This is a genomic window from Oxalicibacterium faecigallinarum, from assembly GCF_014635705.1.
Lineage (GTDB): Bacteria > Pseudomonadota > Gammaproteobacteria > Burkholderiales > Burkholderiaceae_D > Oxalicibacterium > Oxalicibacterium faecigallinarum.
Window position 1 is genome coordinate 581,638 of record NZ_BMDI01000001.1, and the last position, 17,952, is coordinate 599,589.

19 protein-coding genes are annotated in these 17,952 nt (G+C 55.1%); 10 read left to right on the forward strand and 9 right to left on the reverse strand.

Features of this window, described 5'->3' with window-relative positions; translation table 11 throughout:
* Positions 1 to 65: 65 nt before the first annotated feature.
* Entirely contained in the window at positions 66 to 1,727 is a 1,662-nt protein-coding gene (locus IEV29_RS02750) for an MFS transporter (protein WP_229726191.1), read from the reverse strand.
* Between the two features lie 342 nt (positions 1,728 to 2,069).
* On the opposite strand from IEV29_RS02750, the gene IEV29_RS02755 reads away from it, so the two are divergent.
* Positions 2,070 to 2,492: a PaaI family thioesterase gene (locus IEV29_RS02755; RefSeq protein ID WP_188379735.1), complete on the forward strand. Its 423-nt coding sequence runs from the start codon at positions 2,070 to 2,072 to the stop codon at positions 2,490 to 2,492.
* A 13-nt stretch (positions 2,493 to 2,505) separates the two neighbouring features.
* Positions 2,506 to 3,402 (forward strand): SDR family oxidoreductase, encoded by an 897-nt coding sequence (locus IEV29_RS02760; RefSeq protein ID WP_188379736.1) that lies wholly within the window; start codon positions 2,506 to 2,508, stop codon positions 3,400 to 3,402.
* 52 nt (positions 3,403 to 3,454) lie between these two features.
* Here IEV29_RS02760 and IEV29_RS02765 read toward each other — a convergent pair whose 3' ends face one another.
* From IEV29_RS02765 to ygfZ, 3 genes are read right to left on the reverse strand one after another with little or no spacing between them, the layout of a single operon-like run.
* On the reverse strand, positions 3,455 to 4,246 hold the full coding sequence (locus tag IEV29_RS02765; protein WP_188379737.1) for an NRDE family protein: 792 nt from the start codon (positions 4,244 to 4,246) through the stop codon (positions 3,455 to 3,457).
* The gene (locus IEV29_RS02770; protein ID WP_188379738.1) at positions 4,237 to 4,530 is read right to left on the reverse strand and encodes a DUF4936 family protein; all 294 of its coding nucleotides are present in this window, start codon (positions 4,528 to 4,530) and stop codon (positions 4,237 to 4,239) included. Before IEV29_RS02770 ends, IEV29_RS02765 begins: the two co-directional genes overlap by 10 nt.
* A 19-nt stretch (positions 4,531 to 4,549) precedes the next feature.
* Complete coding sequence (ygfZ, locus tag IEV29_RS02775; protein WP_188379739.1) at positions 4,550 to 5,596, reverse strand: CAF17-like 4Fe-4S cluster assembly/insertion protein YgfZ; 1,047 nt, start codon at positions 5,594 to 5,596, stop codon at positions 4,550 to 4,552.
* A 116-nt stretch (positions 5,597 to 5,712) separates the two neighbouring features.
* Between ygfZ and mltG the strand changes: the two genes are divergently transcribed.
* From mltG to IEV29_RS02810, 7 genes are read left to right on the forward strand one after another with little or no spacing between them, the layout of a single operon-like run.
* Positions 5,713 to 6,696: an endolytic transglycosylase MltG gene (gene mltG / locus IEV29_RS02780; protein WP_188379740.1), complete on the forward strand. Its 984-nt coding sequence runs from the start codon at positions 5,713 to 5,715 to the stop codon at positions 6,694 to 6,696.
* A gap of 5 nt (positions 6,697 to 6,701) precedes the next feature.
* Positions 6,702 to 7,328, forward strand: coding sequence for a dTMP kinase (gene tmk, locus IEV29_RS02785; RefSeq protein ID WP_188379741.1), 627 nt, complete (start codon positions 6,702 to 6,704; stop codon positions 7,326 to 7,328).
* The gene (locus tag IEV29_RS02790) at positions 7,325 to 8,347 is read left to right on the forward strand and encodes a DNA polymerase III subunit delta' (protein WP_188379742.1); all 1,023 of its coding nucleotides are present in this window, start codon (positions 7,325 to 7,327) and stop codon (positions 8,345 to 8,347) included. The genes tmk and IEV29_RS02790 overlap by 4 nt, the downstream gene beginning before the upstream one ends.
* 10 nt (positions 8,348 to 8,357) lie before the next feature.
* Positions 8,358 to 8,732 carry a PilZ domain-containing protein gene (locus IEV29_RS02795; RefSeq protein WP_188379743.1) on the forward strand — a complete coding sequence of 125 codons (375 nt, stop codon included), beginning with the start codon at positions 8,358 to 8,360 and terminating at the stop codon, positions 8,730 to 8,732.
* An 18-nt stretch (positions 8,733 to 8,750) separates the two neighbouring features.
* Positions 8,751 to 9,269 carry a GNAT family N-acetyltransferase gene (locus IEV29_RS02800; RefSeq protein ID WP_188379744.1) on the forward strand — a complete coding sequence of 173 codons (519 nt, stop codon included), beginning with the start codon at positions 8,751 to 8,753 and terminating at the stop codon, positions 9,267 to 9,269.
* Positions 9,270 to 9,326: 57 nt separating this feature from the next.
* Positions 9,327 to 10,106 carry a TatD family hydrolase gene (locus tag IEV29_RS02805; protein ID WP_188379745.1) on the forward strand — a complete coding sequence of 260 codons (780 nt, stop codon included), beginning with the start codon at positions 9,327 to 9,329 and terminating at the stop codon, positions 10,104 to 10,106.
* A gap of 10 nt (positions 10,107 to 10,116) precedes the next feature.
* Entirely contained in the window at positions 10,117 to 10,806 is a 690-nt protein-coding gene (locus IEV29_RS02810) for an ankyrin repeat domain-containing protein (protein WP_188379746.1), read from the forward strand.
* A 293-nt stretch (positions 10,807 to 11,099) separates the two neighbouring features.
* On the opposite strand, the gene moeA is transcribed toward IEV29_RS02810, so the two are convergent.
* The 3 genes from moeA to moaA form a co-directional block, all read right to left on the reverse strand.
* The gene (gene moeA, locus IEV29_RS02815) at positions 11,100 to 12,398 is read right to left on the reverse strand and encodes a molybdopterin molybdotransferase MoeA (RefSeq protein ID WP_229726312.1); all 1,299 of its coding nucleotides are present in this window, start codon (positions 12,396 to 12,398) and stop codon (positions 11,100 to 11,102) included.
* A gap of 99 nt (positions 12,399 to 12,497) precedes the next feature.
* Positions 12,498 to 13,088, reverse strand: coding sequence for a molybdenum cofactor guanylyltransferase MobA (gene mobA, locus IEV29_RS16070; RefSeq protein WP_195805469.1), 591 nt, complete (start codon positions 13,086 to 13,088; stop codon positions 12,498 to 12,500).
* Between the two features lie 31 nt (positions 13,089 to 13,119).
* A complete protein-coding gene (gene moaA, locus IEV29_RS02820) occupies positions 13,120 to 14,232 on the reverse strand; it encodes a GTP 3',8-cyclase MoaA (RefSeq protein ID WP_188379747.1) in 1,113 nt (370 codons plus the stop codon).
* Positions 14,233 to 14,463: 231 nt separating this feature from the next.
* Here moaA and apbC point away from each other — a divergent pair, with 231 nt between their 5' ends.
* Positions 14,464 to 15,552, forward strand: a complete 1,089-nt coding sequence (apbC, locus tag IEV29_RS02825) for an iron-sulfur cluster carrier protein ApbC (protein WP_188379748.1) — start codon at positions 14,464 to 14,466, stop codon at positions 15,550 to 15,552.
* Between the two features lie 52 nt (positions 15,553 to 15,604).
* Here the strand turns inward: apbC and IEV29_RS02830 are convergent, their stop codons facing one another.
* Together IEV29_RS02830 and IEV29_RS02835 are read right to left on the reverse strand one after the other, a co-directional pair.
* A complete protein-coding gene (locus IEV29_RS02830; protein WP_188379749.1) occupies positions 15,605 to 16,210 on the reverse strand; it encodes a sensor histidine kinase in 606 nt (201 codons plus the stop codon).
* Position 16,211: 1 nt separating this feature from the next.
* Positions 16,212 to 17,840, reverse strand: coding sequence for a tetratricopeptide repeat protein (locus tag IEV29_RS02835; RefSeq protein WP_188379750.1), 1,629 nt, complete (start codon positions 17,838 to 17,840; stop codon positions 16,212 to 16,214).
* Positions 17,841 to 17,952: the final 112 nt, after the last annotated feature.

A 17,952-nucleotide genomic window follows, 5' to 3' on the forward strand; every position in this document is an offset into this window, starting at 1 on the left:
GCCAGCAATCGTTGCCTGGCAGCCAATCACGACACTTCCCGCAAGCAGGAAGGTGACAGTAATGCTTAGTGGTCGTTGATATCGTTGTCCTTGGTTTCACGGACGAACAGCAGACCGATGACGAAGGTCATCAGCGCAACGATGATCGGATACCAGAGACCGTAGTAGATATCGCCTTTCAATGCCACCAGAGCAAACGCCGTGGTCGGCAGCAGGCCGCCGAACCAGCCGTTACCGATGTGATACGGCAGTGACATCGATGTGTAGCGGATACGGGTCGGGAACATTTCAACCAGCATGGCAGCAATCGGGCCGTACACCATGGTCACGTAAATCACCAGGATGAACAGCAGCAGCAGCGTCATGCCATAGTTGATCTGATCAGGGTCAGCCTTGGTTGGATAACCGGCAGCCTTGATGGCGTCGGTCAGTTCAGCCGTGAATGCCTTGTCTTTGGCGGTCGCTTCTTCTTTCGACAGGCCGCTCGCGTCGTACGATGTCAGCGTGGTATTGCCAACCTTGATGGTTGCAACGGTACCTGCCGGGGCATCGACGTTGGAGTAGTTAACCGATGCGCGTGCCAGTTTTGCCTTGGCGATATCGCACGAAGAGGTGAATTTCTTCTCGCCAGTCGGATTGAACTGGAATTGGCAGGTCTTCGGATCAGCCGTGACAATCACCGGTGCATTCTTCTGCGCAGCTTCCAGTGCCGGATTGGCGTAGTGAGTCAGCGCATTGAAGATCGGGAAATACGTGATGGCAGCAATCAGGCAGCCACCGAGGATGATTGGCTTACGACCGATACGATCCGACAGCGAACCAAAGATCACGAAAAACGGCGTTGCCAGCAGCAGCGATGCAGCGATCAGGATGTTGGCCGTTGCGCCGTCCACCTTCAGCGTTTGCGTCAGGAAGAACAGTGCGTAGAACTGGCCCGTGTACCAGACGACGGCCTGACCGGCGGTCAGACCGACCAGCGCCAGAATAACAATCTTCAGGTTTTTCCATTGGCCAAATGCTTCGGTCAGTGGTGCTTTGGATGCCTTGCCTTCAGCTTTCATTTTCAGGAAGGCTGGAGACTCGTTCATCGACATGCGGATCCATACGGAGATGGCCAGCATGAAGATGGACAGCAGGAAAGGAATACGCCAGCCCCAGGCAGCGAAGGCTTCTTCACCGATGGCCGTACGCGTACCCAGAATCACCAGCAGCGACATGAACAGACCCATCGTTGCGGTGGTCTGAATCCACGAAGTGAACAGACCGCGCTTGCCATGTGGCGCGTGTTCGGCCACATAGGTTGCTGCGCCACCGTATTCACCACCGAGCGCCAGACCTTGCAGAATACGCAGGATGATCAGGATGATTGGTGCGGCGATGCCGATGGATTCATAATTCGGCAGGACACCGACGATGAAGGTGGAAGCACCCATCAGGATGATGGTGACCAGGAAGGTATATTTACGTCCGATCATGTCGCCCAGACGGCCGAAGACGACGGCGCCGAACGGGCGGACGATAAAGCCCGCTGCAAAAGCCAGCAGCGCGAAGATGAATGCGGTATTCGGATCGGTACCAGCAAAGAACTGTTTGGCGATAATGGCTGCCAACGAACCGTACAGATAAAAGTCGTACCATTCGAACACGGTACCCAATGACGATGCGAAGATGACTTTTCTTTCTTCCGGTGTCATGGGCCGAGGGGCGTTATTGGTAGAGGTCGCCATGCTGGTCTCCTTTTGAGTTTATTAATTCCGTATGTGCGTTGAAAAAAATTGCACTGTGTTTACGGGCGGAAGTGTGCGACCGAAACCTTACGCAATACTTTCGCCAAGCTTACGCATTGCTTACATGTCTATATTTTTTACTATCGATGCACACCGGATGTGCGTGGGCAGAACAACGATGGTGCATCGTTAGCGGCGTTATAGCTGAAATGCACTAGGCAAGGCAGGGCAGGTTTGCATGCGCTTTCTATATAAATAGCTTATGCAATCGAAAAGGATGACAGGCAGGCAAATTCAGGCATGCTTTAAAATGCGCATGTTTCCATGCTTTGTATCCATTCCATGACTGCCTCATCCTCTATTCCCATTCCTTTTTTACAAGACCTTGGTATTGAAGTCGTTGAATCCGGCAACGGGCTGGCCGAGGTGCAACTGATTCTTGCCGAGCGTCACCTGAACAGTTGGCACGTCGCACATGGCGGCGTGGTCATGACGATGCTGGACAATGTGATGTCTCTTGCCGGCCGCTCCCTTGATCCCGATATCCGTAGCGGCGTCACGATCGAAATGAAGACCAGCTTCATGCAACCTGGCGGCACCGAAGGTGCACGCCTTGTGGCAAAAGGACGTGTACTGCATGCCTCTTCCAGCATTTATTTCTGTGAGGGCGAGTTGTGGAACGAGTCACGACTGGTCGCCAAGGCCGCCGGTACATTCAAATTTATTCGCAAGGCTGAAGTTGCCAAGCGGATGTCCACTAGCTGATAGCAGGATCATCATGTTCGATTTCGAAGGTCGCGTAGCTGTCATTACTGGCGCTGCCAGCGGGTTCGGACGTGAATTTGCGCGTCTTGGCGGACGGCTCGGCATGCGTCTGGTTCTTGCAGACATCGAAGTCGAGCCGCTACGTCTGATCGAACAGGAATTGTTGGAAGCCGGTTGTGACGTCGTCGCGCTGCAGTGTGACGTGAGTCGCGGCGATCAGGTACAGGCATTGGCGGATGCGACCATGGCGCATTATGGCGTCGTGCATGTGGTGTTCAACAATGCCGGTGTCGGCGCTGGTGGCTTGATCTGGGAAAGCACGAAAGCGGACTGGGAGTGGTTGCTCGGCGTCAATCTGTTTGGCGTGATCCATGGAGTGCGAATTTTCACTCCATTGATGCTGGCGGCAGCCAAGGCCGATCCGGATTACCGCGGGCATATTCTGAATACAGCGTCGGTCGCCGGTTTGCAAAATGCGCCGACGATGGGGATTTATAACGTTTCCAAGCATGCGGTCGTGTCCCTGACCGAAACCTTGTATCAGGACCTGCAATTGATTGAGGCACCGATCGGTGTCTCGCTGCTTTGCCCATTTTTCGTCCCAACGGGTATTCATCAATCTGCGCGTAATCGCCCGGATACGCGCCATGCAACCACCACCGTCAGTCAGCGCACGGCGCAGGCTTTTTCCGAAAAAGCAGTGATGTCGGGGAAGGTGAGTGCAGCGCAGGTGGCGACACTGGCATTTGATGCCATACGCGATGGGCAGTTTTATGTGTATTCCGAAACGGCACCGCTTGAAAACGCGCGGCATCGCCTGGAGGACCTGGTTGCGCAACGCAATCCGCGTGATCCCTATGCGGAGGTACCGCATGTCCGTGAATTATTGCGTGCGCGTCTGAAGTCCTGAAAAACCGCTGTCTGCTAGGCCAGATGGCGGTCAATCAACGATCCTTGCAGCATCATCCCTGATAGCCGCGTGTGCACGCATGGCGCGGACCACGCTCGCGTACGGGGACCGGCGGCATTGGAACAGGTGGCCGTTCAATCAGGGTCGCACGCCCATCTGCATAGAGTTTCACCAATGTCGAAACACGCGTGCCGTAGTCGGGCGATTCGATGCAGACCGCAGAAAGAAGCCGTTCGCGTTCAAGGCCGACACCCGTATCGGGCAGGCGGCAGTCGGAAGCATTGGTCGTATCGGCCAGCATTTCAAAGTAGGCGTCTTCCGGTGCGCCCTGACACAATAGACTGGCAAACTGTGCCTTGGTACGAACGACTTTGGGCCATGCGCAATCCAGCAACGAATTGGACAAACCATAAATGCCGGGTGGCAAAGGCTTGCCATTGCGGACATCGTCCTGTCCGCGATTGGAAAACCAGATCAGTTCCTTGGCGTCGCCAATCAGCAGATTAAAACCGTTGTACTCGCCCGCGGTCGGCGCGATGGCAGATACATAGTCCGCGGCCGACATGCTGCCCATCAGAAAATTGGCGACCAGTTCACCACGGGATGGCGCGTCGGCACGCATCTCGGAGGGGGCACGGACGTTGGTAATGGTGGCGAAGCGACCCTCGCGGGTAATACCCATCCAGGTACCGCCGCCACGCAAATCGCGCCCGGCAAAAATGTTCGGATGCGATGGCCACCATGCAGCGGTACTGGCGGGACGGTCATAGAATTCATCGCGATTGCCGGCGGCAAGCAGAGGAAGATCCGGCATGACTTGCCAGGCAAAGACGATCAGGCACATGATGTCGCGTCCACAAAGTGTTCAACATGCCTGCGACCTTCAATGGCAGACGCTAATCCGTGTGTTGTTACTGCAGCGGCAATCGCCTGTTCGAAATCCGCTGGCGTCGCCAGATAGATTTCCATCCAGGTGTGCAAGCCATCCTCTGCGTATGGACGACGTTTCAGGCTCGCCTGAATACCGTGCGTATGCTGCAATGCCTTTTGCATGCTCACGGCCTTCGACAGAAAATGCGCAGCATTTTCTTCTCGTACGCGGTAGTAGATGTACAGATCGGTCGACATGACGTTAACCCTTGCGGCCTCAGACAGGATCCGTCAGTTCGTACGGCAAGGGCTGAAAATTCAGTACCGGTCCCGTGGCAGATCCCAGATGGACCGCACCCTCTGTGGCAGCCAACTTGATCTCAACCAGACAGTCGGTTTGCTGTGCGTTGGCGCGGGCTGCGTTGACGACCATGCCGCAAGGCTGATCGGGATCGTCGGCAGCGAAAATTTCCGTTCCCGGCACGATCTTATCGACTTCAACTGTGGCATGCATCATGCGGCGTTTGAGCTTGCCGAGGTATTGACTGCGCGCCACGATTTCCTGTCCCGGATAACAACCTTTCTTGAAATTGACCCCGCCGATCAGCTCGAAATTGATCATCTGCGGAACAAATTTTTCTTGCGTGCTTGTCGTGATGTGCGGAATGCCGCCATCGATTTCGGCCAGCTTCCATGCATCACTACCCGCCGGTTGCAGTACGGATGTCAGATGCGGCCAGGCTTCGATGGCACGTTGCGGCGTCGTGATCCATTGATAGCGTGGAATACCGAAGGCATTCGCCTGACGGATGACCGTGCCGGCATCGGATGTGATCTTGTCGAGAATGGCAAGAGGCAGTTCAGGAAACCATGGCAGCAGGGCGCTGGCAGCAGCAGGGCCTGCGAGGCCCAGCGCGACCAGCTCTTCGGTGGCATCCGTCAGTTTGGCCTTGCTGCGCAGAATGAACATGGACAAGCGTTTTTGGACAGGTGCCTGAATCTCGCGCGGAATTTGCAGGACGATACGATCACCTTCCTTCCAGATCAGGAAGCTGGCCATCATGCGGCCCTTCGGCGAACAATATCCGGCAAGGCGCGCCTGATTGTCGGTCAGATGGGTGACATCGTTGGTCAGTTGGTTATGCAGAAACGAGGCGGCATCCTCGCCTGTTGCTGTGATCAGGCCGAAATGAACCAGCGGCGTGACAAAGTTGGTACGGGCAGTCTCATCGGCCGCGTTGGCGGAAAAGGCGATGGATGGGATGCCATTGTCTTCGGCAAGGTCTGCACCTTGTTCTTTCAGGAAATTCAACCAGGTTGTCATAATTTCAGTGAATAAATTGGGCGGCGGGACATTCAGCCATTATCATTAGGGCTGATTATAGTGGCGTGGCAAAAACGCGTCGGATTGCACTCAGTTTTAGCGAGACCCGGTTTTAAATGAAAAAAACTCTCAGGCGATTGGTTCTGCTCGGCATCATCCTCGGTGCTTCCTTCCTGTTCTGGTCAGACAATCCAATTACTTCCGATGGTCCACCGATCGAATTCACGATTCAGCCGGGTAGCGGCTTCAAAAGCAGCATGCGTCAGATCGAGGCAGCAGGCGTGCCGGTCAATCCTCTGCTGATGATGGCACTGGCGCAGTTCAAGGGAGAAACTGCACGCATCAAGGCCGGCACCTATGAACTGAAGCCGGGTACGACACCCAAGCGTTTGCTTGAGCAAATCGTGCGGGGCGAGTTTGCACAGGAAGCCGTTACCATCATCGAGGGCTGGACTTTCCGACAGATGCGTCAGGCCATTGATGCACACCCGGCACTCAAGCATGACACGGCGAATCTGTCGGACACCGAACTGCTGGCAAAGATCACGACCGATTACAAACAGCCGGAAGGCTTGTTCTATCCAGACACCTATCTGTTCGCCAAGAACTCCAGTGATATTCTGGTCTATCGTCAGGCATATCGCGCGATGATGAAACGGCTGGACGAGCAATGGGCGAAACGCGATCAGAATCTGCCTTATGCCAGTCCTTATCAGGCACTGATCATGGCATCGATTGTCGAGAAAGAAACGGGGCGACGGGAAGAGCGCACGCAAATTGCAGGCGTCTTCGTCAATCGTTTGCGTGTGGGCATGCTGCTGCAGACTGATCCGACCGTGATCTATGGCATGGGCGACGCCTACGATGGGCGTATCCGTAAGCGTGATTTGCAGACGGACACACCGCACAATACCTATACCCGTGCCGGTTTGCCGCCGACACCGATTGCCTTGCCGGGCGCGGAATCGTTGTTTGCCGCCTTGAACCCGGCGCCGACGGAGGCCTTGTACTTCGTGTCGCGCGGTGATGGCTCCAGTCATTTTTCACAGACGCTGGATGAGCACAATAACGCCGTCAATAAATATATCCGCGGTCGATAACACGCATGAGCACAGCCAAATTCATCACCTTTGAAGGCATTGACGGTGCAGGAAAATCGACGCACCTGACGTTCGTTGCCGACGCACTGCGTGCAGCAGGCAGAAATGTCATCGTCACGCGTGAGCCGGGCGGCACAACCCTCGGCGAAGCGCTGCGCAATCTTTTGTTGCATGAAAAAATGCATCTGGAAACCGAAGCATTGCTGATGTTTGCCGCACGCAGAGAGCATCTGGCGCAAGTGATCGAGCCTGCGCTCGCGCGTGGCGACTGGGTGATTTCAGATCGCTTCACCGACGCCAGTTTTGCCTACCAGGGAGGCGGTCGTCAGCTGTCGCTCGATAAGTTGCGCATGCTGGAGCAATGGGTGCATCCGCATCTGCAACCGGATATGACCTTGCTGTTTGATGTGCCGCTGGATGTGGCGCGTGCGCGGCTGGATGCGACCCGGACACTGGATAAATTCGAACAGGAAAAGGCGGATTTTTTCGAAAAGACACGCGCCGAATATCTACGTCGCGCAGCAGAATTTCCACAACGTTTCCGCGTGATCGATTCGACGCAATCGATTGCTGACATTCAAACGCAATTGACCTCGCTGATGGGGACATTATCCGGCGAGGGGGCACCGTGAGTGCCTTGTATCCATGGCATGGCAATGCGTGGCAGCAATGGCAACAACTGCGTGCACGTTTGCCGCACGCGGTCCTGTTCTATGGTACGCAAGGCACGGGAAAAACCCACTTTGCCGAAGCCTGTGCCGCAGCCTTGTTATGCGAAACACCCGATGCAACTGGCCATGCCTGCGGTAGTTGTATCGCCTGCGGCTGGTTTGCACAGTACAGTCATCCCGATTTCCGACGCGTCCGGCCTGAAGCACTGGAGGACGATGGTGCAGAGGGCGACGAAGAGTCCGATACCAAGAAGGCAAAGTCGACCAAAGCACCATCCAAAGACATCAAGATTGATCAGGTGCGTGCGCTGGGCGATTTCATGAACGTGTCGACGCATCGTTCTGGCATGCGGGTGGTTTTGCTGCATCCGGTGGAGGCACTGAACACGGCTGCGGCGAACTCGCTACTCAAAATGCTGGAAGAGCCGCCGCCGCACACGATTTTTCTGATGGTGAGTAATGGACTGGATCGTTTGTTACCAACGATTCTGTCTCGTTGCCGTAAATTTGCGTTACCCATGCCGGATCAGGCACAGGCATTGCAGTGGCTGAGAGAGCAGGACGTCAAAGATGCGGATGGCTGGCTTGCCGAACAGGGCGGTGCGCCCCTCGCTGCCATGGATGCGTCGCTCGGTGAGGGGCGTGAAGCGATGGATATTTTGCTAAGGCAACTGGCGCAACCTTCCGTGGAAGGCGCATTGAAAACGGCGGATGCATTGCAAAAGATTCCCGTACCGGATCTCGTGGCATGGCAGCAGCGTTGGTTGTACGATGTACTGTCGAGCAAGCTCGCCGGCACCATTCGCTACTATCCGCGCTTTGGCAAGGAATTGATGCGTCTTGCGCAAGGCGTGGATACTGCTGCATTGTTGCAGGCGATCAAGGCAATCGGTGAGCGTCGTGCCATTGCCGATCATCCGCTTGCGCCAAAATTATTTATTGAAGATATGCTGCTGGAATACACAGCCGCTTTTTCCTGAGAGGTCAACCATGTCGCAGAACAGCAATCCATCCGGCGCGCCGGCCGTCAGGCCGTCTGTTCTGTCGTTGCCGATCAAGGAAAAATCGGCGCTGTACGCGGCCTATATGCCATTCATTGCCAATGGCGGCATCTTTGTGCCTTCTACCAAGCAATATAAGGTTGGTGACGAGATTTATCTGATTCTGACACTGCTGGATGATCCGACCAAATATCCGATCGCCGGGAAAATCGCCTGGATTACGCCGGCAGGATCCCATAACAACAAGGCACAAGGCATCGGCGTGCAGTTCTCTGCGGATGAGAGCGGCCAGCGCGTCAAACACCGTATCGAGGAATTACTCGGTGCCGCGCTCGGCTCGTCGCGCGCGACGCATACCTTGTAACCGTCATTGGTTGTCTTCATGGCAATCACTGCTGCACAAACCCGATTTACGCATCGTGCGGCCACCGTCGATGACTTGCCCGCCATAGTCGCCATTTACAACAGCACGATTGCTTCACGCGAAGTCACGGCGGATCTGGAGCCGGTGACTATAGCCTCGCGCATGGCCTGGTTTGCCTCACATGCTGCAGCGGATCGTCCGATCTGGGTCGCGGAGCGGGATGGTGTGATTCTTGGCTGGTTATCTTTTTCCGACTTTCATCCGCGTGCGGCCTATCGGCATACCGCAGAGTTATCCATCTATGTCCATGAATCAGCGAGGCGGCAGGGACTTGCCAGTTATCTACTGACACAGGCCATTGCAGCTGCGCCATCACTGAATGTACATACCCTCATTGGTTTGATTTTTGGACACAACCAGCGCAGTCTTGGTTTGTTTGCCCGTTTTGGTTTTGTGCCGTGGGGCCATTTGCCGGAAGTCGCTTTGCTGGATGGTGTGGAACGCGACCTGATCATGGTCGGCAAACGCGTCGCCTGACCTTCAGAAACCATCATTCGCGCACGTCAGAGCCAGTGCGCGCGTACAATAACACCCATGTATATCGATTCCCATTGCCACATCAATTTCCCTGAACTTGCCGCACGCATGCCCGCGATCCTTGGCAAGATGGAGGAGAACAAAGTCACGCATGCATTGTGCGTGTCCTGCGATCTGCCGACCTTTCCGGATATTTTGCAGATTGCGGAGCAATATCCGCATATCTACGCGTCGGTTGGCGTGCACCCGGATTATGAAGATACCCCTGAGCCAACCGTCGATGACTTGATTCGTCTGGCAAACAGTCCACGCATCGTCGCCATCGGCGAGACCGGGCTCGATTACTATCGGCTGGAAGGTGATCTGGAATGGCAGCGAGAACGTTTTCGTACCCATATCCGGGCATCTCGTGCGACGGGCAAGCCGTTGATCATTCACACCCGTGCAGCCTCAGAGGACACGATCAGAATCATGCGTGAAGAAGGTGCCGGCACGGATGCCGGTGGCGCGGCCGGTGTCATGCATTGCTTTACCGAGTCACTGGAAGTGGCACGTGCCGCGATGGAGATGGGTTTCTACATTTCCTTCTCGGGTATCGTGACATTCAAAAGCGCCAGGGATTTGCAGGCAGTGGCACGCGAAGTACCGCTTGAGTACATGCTGATCGAAACGGATTCGCCGTATCTGGCACCGGTACCTTTCCGCGGCAAGATGAATGAGCCGGGACTGGTGCGTCATGTTGCCGAATATATCGCCACGCTTAAAAACGTGCCGCTGGAACAGGTGGCACAACAGACTACGGAAAATTTCTTCAAGCTCTTCAAGATTGCTCATTAAGGATGGTGTCATGACGCTGCAACGCAATCCATCATTGGTTACCCGTCGTACGGTACTGCATATCGCCTCTGCTGCACTGGTGCTGAGTGTGATGCCGTCTCTTGCATTTAGCAGTTCGTATGATGATTTTTTCAAGGCAGCGAAGCTGGATGACGTGCGCACCATGGAAAGCTTGCTCAAGCGTGGTTTTGATCCGAACACGATCGAACCTGAACGTGGGGATACGGGCTTGATCCTCGCATTACGCGAAAAATCCATGGGCGTAGTCACCGCGTTGCTGGACTCGCCAAGAATTAACCTCGAAGCCAGGACGGGAAATGGTGACAATGCCCTGATGATTGCCGCATTTACCGCAAACAAGCCTGCGGTCGAGTTATTGCTGGGCAAAGGTGCTTTGGTCAATCGTTCTGGCTGGACGCCGTTGCACTATGCGGCTGCCTCTGGTGAGCCATCGATCGCGCAAATGCTGCTGGATCGTTCGGCGGTCGTCGATGCACTATCGCCAAACAAAACCACACCGGTCATGATGGCCGCACGTAGCGGCAATATCATGATGGTCAAAGTCTTGCTGGATGCCGGTGCCGATGCCTCGCTCAAAAACGATCAGGGAATGACGGCGATTGATTTTGCGCGGGAAGCAAATGCCAAGGATATTGTCGACGGTCTGACATTCCGCCTGAAGCGTGCCGGCAAGTTGTAAGGTTGAATATATGCCGTTTCTTCACTCCAACCCTGGTTGAAGAAACGGCATTGTCAATTCTTTACGTCGATCTCGTCGAGGATGGCGGGATGTAATGCTGCCTGATGGCTTGCGCAACGCGTCTTACTCTGTTGCGGGCGTTGATTTATGTTCTGCAGCCCATGTTCTGCACTTAGGCCTTTTTCCTATTGCGCGGGCAATCCTTGCATGGCTTCTTGCTCTTGCAGCATTTTTTCTTGCTCATCATCGTACTCCTTCCATGACGCTATCGGACACGCTGATATCAATGGCGATCAGATCAGTCCATGAAACAAAATGACATCGACCATGTCACCTGCCTTGATTTCTGCACGGTCATGTTCAAGTGCGACGATGCAGTTGGCTTCGGACATGGAGCGAAGGATGCCGGAGCCCTGTGCCCCGGTGATACGGACTTCCTGCTGGCCGTCGGCGCCGACAGCCAGAATGCCGCGTTGAAACTCGGTGCGGCCCGCACGCTTGCGTATCGGCTGTGCAGAGCGCACTTTCATCAAAGGTAGGGCTTGCTCAGCTGTGGCTCCCATCATGTGCAGCAAGGCCTGTCGAGCAAAGAAATAGAACGTTACCATCACGGCAACAGGATTGCCGGGCAAACCGAACAAATAAGCGGATTTCCCCTCGGAGTGAATGCGTCCAAAAGCCATTGGCCGTCCCGGCCGCATGCCCAGTTTCCAGAACTGGACATCGCCAAGCTCGGCCATCATCTGTTTCGTATAGTCGGCTGCTCCGACGGAGACACCGCCGGAGGTAATGATGGCATCGGCATTTTCACAGGCAGTGCGGAACGCCTCCTTCATTGCTTCCGGTTCGTCACGAATGACGCCCATATCGACAATGTCGCAGCCAAGTCGTTTGAGCATGCCGTACAGTGTGTAGCGATTGCTGTCATAGACACAGCCTTCATCAAGCGGCTCGCCAACTGAACGCAGCTCATCGCCTGTAGAAAAGAAAGCGACGCGCAGACGGCGTTGTACGGCAACTTCCGCGACACCCAGCGACGCCATCAATCCAAGATCGGATGGGCGAACGATGCGGCCCTTGGGCAGCGCAACCGAACCTGCCGCGAGATCCTCGCCAGCCAGACGACGATTGTCTCCGGCCCTGACGGCATTGGCTGGAATGGTGATGTGCGAATCGCTGGCATCCCGCGTCAATTCTTGTGGGATGACGGTATCGCACTCTTTAGGCATGACGGCGCCGGTCATGATGCGTACGCATTCGCCTGCACCAATCGGGCCGTCGTAGGCGTGACCTGCGTAGGCAACGCCGATGATCCTGAAAGGACGGTCTTCTGTCGTCAGATCGATGCCGCGAACTGCGTAACCATCCATGGCGGAGTTGTCGTGCGCCGGGACATTGATCGGGGAAATGATGTCTGCGGCGAGCACGCGATCCAGTGCACTGCGGATCGCTATTTTTTCCACGGCATGAATGGGTGTCACAAACTGACGAATCACGGCTTGCGCATCCTCAACGCGCATCGCATTAGGATCGTGGGCGGAGAGGCAGCTCACCACGTCATCGAGCTTGGTGTTGTTGTCGGGCGCAGGCATTGCATCGCTATCGGACGACAATTCCTTGTCCAGATCGTCGAGATTCTTTTCGTTCAAAAGATAGGCGGCGCGCAGATTCATGGGCGTCTCGGTCAGTTGTTATTGGTTTTGCTGGCGAAGCTCATCCAGCGTATTGATGTTGAGAAAGGCGCGTTCGTCTTCGAAGTGAACTTCCACCACCAGTAAAGACGCATACCAAAGCGCAAATTTGCGATTGCCTTCCCGCAGATAATTGTTCAAGTGTGGCAGCAACGAGCGGCGTAACAGACAGAACACCGGATGCTGCTGGCGTTGTTCTCCTTCGCCAGTCACGGCAACCGCAAGGTCTGCCTCGCGTTCGTTCAGTGCCTGATATAGCGTGCTGACCAGATTATCCGGAAAGTAGGGCGAATCGCATGGCACCGTGGCCATGAACTCCGTCTTGCAATGCTCCAGCCCGGCTTGTACGCCGGCAAGCGGGCCAGCAAATCCTTGCAGGGAATCCGCAATCACGTGTATGCCAAATTGGGCATACACGTCCTGATTCTGATTGGCATTGAGCAGCATGGGACCGACTTGCGGTGCAAGCCGGTCGATAACATGACTAACCAGCGGCGTATCATGCAAGGTCTGCAGACCTTTGTCGACCGTGCCCATGCGCGTACCGCGGCCGCCAGCAAGGATCAGTCCGGTGATTTGATTGGTATCCATGCCGTTTCTCTTTTCGGAAACAGGTCTGCGATCAGCCGCCAATGTAGGACATTTCAACTTTGCGTTCAGCACGCAAGGAGGCGGTGTTGGCGGTGCGTAATTCCGAATATTGATCGCCGCGACCACGCCAGATGGACCCGATGACCGTGGAAATCTCTTCGTCACTACGACCATTGCGCACGAGCGCCCGTAGATCATGTCCGCCTGTTGCGAACAGGCATGTGTATAGCTTGCCTTCGGTAGACAGGCGGGCACGCGAACAATCGCTGCAGAATGCCTGCGTCACGCTGGAAATCACGCCAACTTCGCCGCCGCCATCTACATAGCGCCAGCGGCTGGCGGTCTCGCCGGTATAGTTCGCCGCAACCGGTTCAAGTGGCATGCTCTCGCTGATGCGGCGAACCACTTCCTTGGAAGGAATCACGTCGTCCATTTTCCAGCCATTGGACGCGCCGACATCCATGTATTCAATGAAGCGCAGAATAAATGGCGTGTCCTTGAAGTACCGCGCCATCGGCAGAATTTCCTGATCATTCATGCCGCCTTTGACCACCATGTTGACCTTGATCGGGCCAAGACCAACTTGATGCGCGACATCCAGTCCGTGTAGCACATCGGAAACGGCAAAATCCACGTCATTCATCTTCTTGAAGACGGCGTCATCCAGTGCATCCAGCGAGACCGTAACGCGGTTGAGACCCGCATCCTTGAGCGATTGCGCCTTGCGCGCCAGCAGGGAACCATTCGTCGTCAGCGTAAGATCCAGCGCGCGACCGTCTGGTGTGCGTAATGCGGCAAGCATTTCAATCAAACGCTCGATATTCTTGCGCAACAGGGGTTCGCCACCAGTCAGACGTATCTTCTCGACACCATGAGCGACGAACAGCGATGCAATCCGCGTGATTTCTTCAAAGGTCAGCAGCGAACTGTGCGGCAGGTAAGCATAATCCTTGTCGAACACCTCTTTCGGCATGCAATAAACACAACGAAAATTGCATCGATCCGTAATGGAAATGCGCAAATCCTGCAATGGGCGCGCGCGACTGTCCGTCAACAGACCGGTCGGTTTTTCAAGGCGCGCAGGCACAATCGGTATCGTGTTCTGATACCGGTGGTCGGCAAGCGGAATGATTTTTTCTGTCATGGCGAAATAGGTGAGTCCCGTATTGTAAGGGCTTCGCTCACTGGCGTCGAATGCACCGTGCTTCAGCAACGCCAAACACAGCGTATTTAAAGAGTAATTGGGGCCAACAATCGCATTTTGCAACGCCTGAAGCGCCGAATTATGTGCCGAATGTCGATTTGCCAGCGAAGCCGGTACACAGCGTAAACAGGACAATTGGTTTAGACTTGCACAAACATTTCAGGAGTTGCAATGAGTATGACGATAGACGCCGTCAAAACGGCGCTGGCAGGCGTAATTGACCCCAATACTGGAAAGGATCTGATCAGCAGCCGTTCGGCACGCAATATTCAGGTTGATGGCAGCAATGTCAGCTTTGACGTGGAACTCGGCTATCCGGCAAAGAGCCAGATCAAACTGATCCGTGATGCAGCGGAATCCGCAGTACGTGCGCTCGATGGCGCGGCTGATGTGAAGGCAAATGTCACCATGAAGATTGTGGCGCACAGCGTGCAGCGCGGCGTCAAGCTCATGAGCAATGTCAAAAACATCATTGCGGTTGCATCCGGCAAAGGTGGTGTTGGTAAATCGACCACATCGGTTAATCTGGCGCTGGCGCTGGCAGCCGAAGGTGCGCAGGTTGGCATTCTGGATGCGGATATCTACGGTCCTTCGCAGCCGATGATGATGGGTATTTCCGGCCGTCCTGAAACGCTGGATGGCAAAACCATGGAGCCGATGGAAAACCATGGTTTGCAAGTGTCGAGTATCGGTTTCATGATCGATCCGGACGAACCGATGGTCTGGCGCGGCCCGATCGTAACGCAAGCCCTGACGCAATTACTGGATCAGACCAACTGGCGTGATCTGGATTATCTGATCGTTGATATGCCGCCGGGTACCGGCGACGTGCAACTGACGATGTCGCAAAAAGTGCCGGTTACCGGCGCCGTCATCGTGACCACGCCACAGGACATCGCGTTGCTGGATGCACGCAAGGGCTTGAAGATGTTTGAGAAAGTGGGCATTCCTATTCTCGGCATCGTAGAAAACATGAGTACGCACGTGTGCTCCAACTGCGGTCACGTCGAGGCCATTTTCGGCGAAGGTGGCGGCGAAAAGATGTGTGCGGATTTTGGTGTGGAGTTCCTGGGCAAACTGCCACTGACCATGTCAATCCGTCAGCAGGCCGATTCCGGCAAGCCAACCGTAGTCGCGGAACCTGATGGTGCGATTGCGGCGGTTTACAAACAGATTGCCCGCAAGATTGCGATCAAGGTTGCAGAAAAAGCCAAGGACATGACGTCCAAATTCCCGAGCATTGTGGTCAAAAACGACTGATTGCCTGCACTATGTCTAGTTAAAAAGCCGGCTTGATGCCGGCTTTTTTATCTCACGGTAGCGTGAGGCGAAAGAGGGCGCCGCCGTCAGGATGGTTAGCTAGCGAGACAGTGCCCTGTCGTCCCTCATTCTGATGCGCGCGCGCGACGGCCTGACAGAGTGCCATGCCAAGACCAGTGGAAGGAATCGTCTCTTTTGTCCCCAATCCAGGCCCATCGTCACGGATGCTGAAAACCACCGCGCCGTGCTCGCCATGACAGCCGAGTTCGATATGCGTCTGTGCAAACCGGCTGGCATTTTGCAGTGCGGCTTCCAAAGCCAGACCAACCAGATGTTCATCAAAGAACGCGACATCCGGCATGTGACGATCGTCAATCGTGATGGCGATAGATGGTTTGTCAGTAATGCGCTCAGCCAGTAAAGCGCGCAAAAAATCATCCGGACTGACGGCTTCGACACGTGCGAGCAATCCCTGCTCAGCCTCTTTGTAGAGGGTCAGAAAGCCAACCAGTTTCTCCCGTAATTGGACGCACTGCGCATGCGCATGACTGGCGCGCGGCTGATCGGGTGCATCCTTCAATAGGGACAGTTCACCTTCCAGCACGCCCAAGGCGTTTTTCAGATCATGCACGATGAGTGCCGTCAATTGCGCGTCCATCTCAGACCTCACGACTGGCTTTGACCAGCGTTTCCCGCAAGAAACGATACATCTTGGCGACACGTTCGTTGTTGGGCATCAAGGTATCGAGCTTGGCCAGATAGCCGTTGACACGTACGACGTAATCCCGATCCAGTCCCTTCTGGCTCATCCACAATAAATGCAACTGGGCGGCCGCAAGGAGGATGCCGGTATTCTCAGGCGTCGCGTTCATCGCTTCTTCCAGTTTGGCAAGCGACGCATCGAACTGTCCATCCCGCATCAGTTGCGTCGCCTGATCGACAATCAAAGCGCTTTCGCTGATGGCATCCTCGACCACACTCTGGATCAGGGCGGCATTGCCTGTATCCGACAAAACTTTACGCGCGGAGGTGACCAGACGCACGTTTTCATGATCGGCCTTGATCGCCTTGGACATGATGCGTACGCCTTCCTCCAGCAAGCCGGCGGCAAATGCAGCCTTGGCAAGGGTGAGCGTTTGCTGGTCGGGCCTTGCATCACCGTTTAAAGCTTTCGCACTTTCAAATGCCGCTTGTGCCGAACGCAGATCATTGAGCTGCGCGAATGCCTGTGCGGCAATGGCCGCTTGGCCGGCAGCGAAATGGGGATCGTCCTGATGTGTGCTAACAGCGACGTTCAGCACTTCCAGCGCCTTGGCGGCCTCGTGAAGATCAACGTGTATCTGTGCCAGTGACAGTGCGTCAGAGGCTTGGGCTGTCAGCGATCCCTGCGTGTGACTGATCGCCTGTGCAAAAGCATTTCGCGCCTGTAGCAGATCGCCTGTCCGGTAGGCAGCATCGCCAACCAGACGACTGCGACGTGCCGACGGAATGACATCGTAAGATTTTTTCAATGCATCCAGCGCTTGCTGATCCTTGCCTTCGGCTTCGGTTAGTTGAGCCAACAGGTCATAGGCAGCGATGAACTGCGTGTTCTTGCTGAGGATTTGTTCAATCAGGGCATGCGCCGCAGCCGGCTTGCCGGACAGTTGATCGCAACGTGCAATTCCGAGTTGCGCCCATACCAGATCATGACGCATGGCGAGCGCCTGTTCATACACGGCGCGCGCCTCTTCGACCTGCCCAAGTTCAAGCAAGGTGCTGCCCTTGATACGCAGGATATCGACGATCCATTTGGGATGTTGCTTCTGCACTGTTTCACATTCGGCGACGGCTCCGGTTTTGTCTTTTTTACGCAGGCGTTCGGTGATCGGATTGAGTGCCTGTTGCTTGTCGAGCAGACGTTCGATACGGTCGGCAATGCGTCCGCCGGTCAGCGGTTTCACCAGATAGGCATCCGGCTGAAATTCTGCCGCACTGGCAACGCTGCCGTAACTGCTTTCTGCGGTGACCATGAAAAACATCGCCGTGGGCGGAAGAATGCCTTGGGAGCGCAAATATTCAAGCAGTTGCTGGCCGTTGGTTTGCTTGTTGAGGTTGTAGTCGCAAACGATCACGTCATAACGCTTGCTGAGGATTAGTTTGAGCGCATCATCCGGAGTCGCGGCCTGATCGACCTGATCGATGCCAAGCTGACCCAGTTGGCCACGGATGTTTTCGCGCATGCTGCGCATGTCATCGATGACGATTGCACGAAGTTTGGCGAGCCGACTGTTGAGAATGGTTGCCATGGAAAAGCGGAAATTTGGGAAGCTTCATCATACATGCAGGCGCAATGCGGCTGGCACGCGTTTCAAGAAAACGTAAATTCTCGTGAATTCGTACAACGATAATCATGCATTT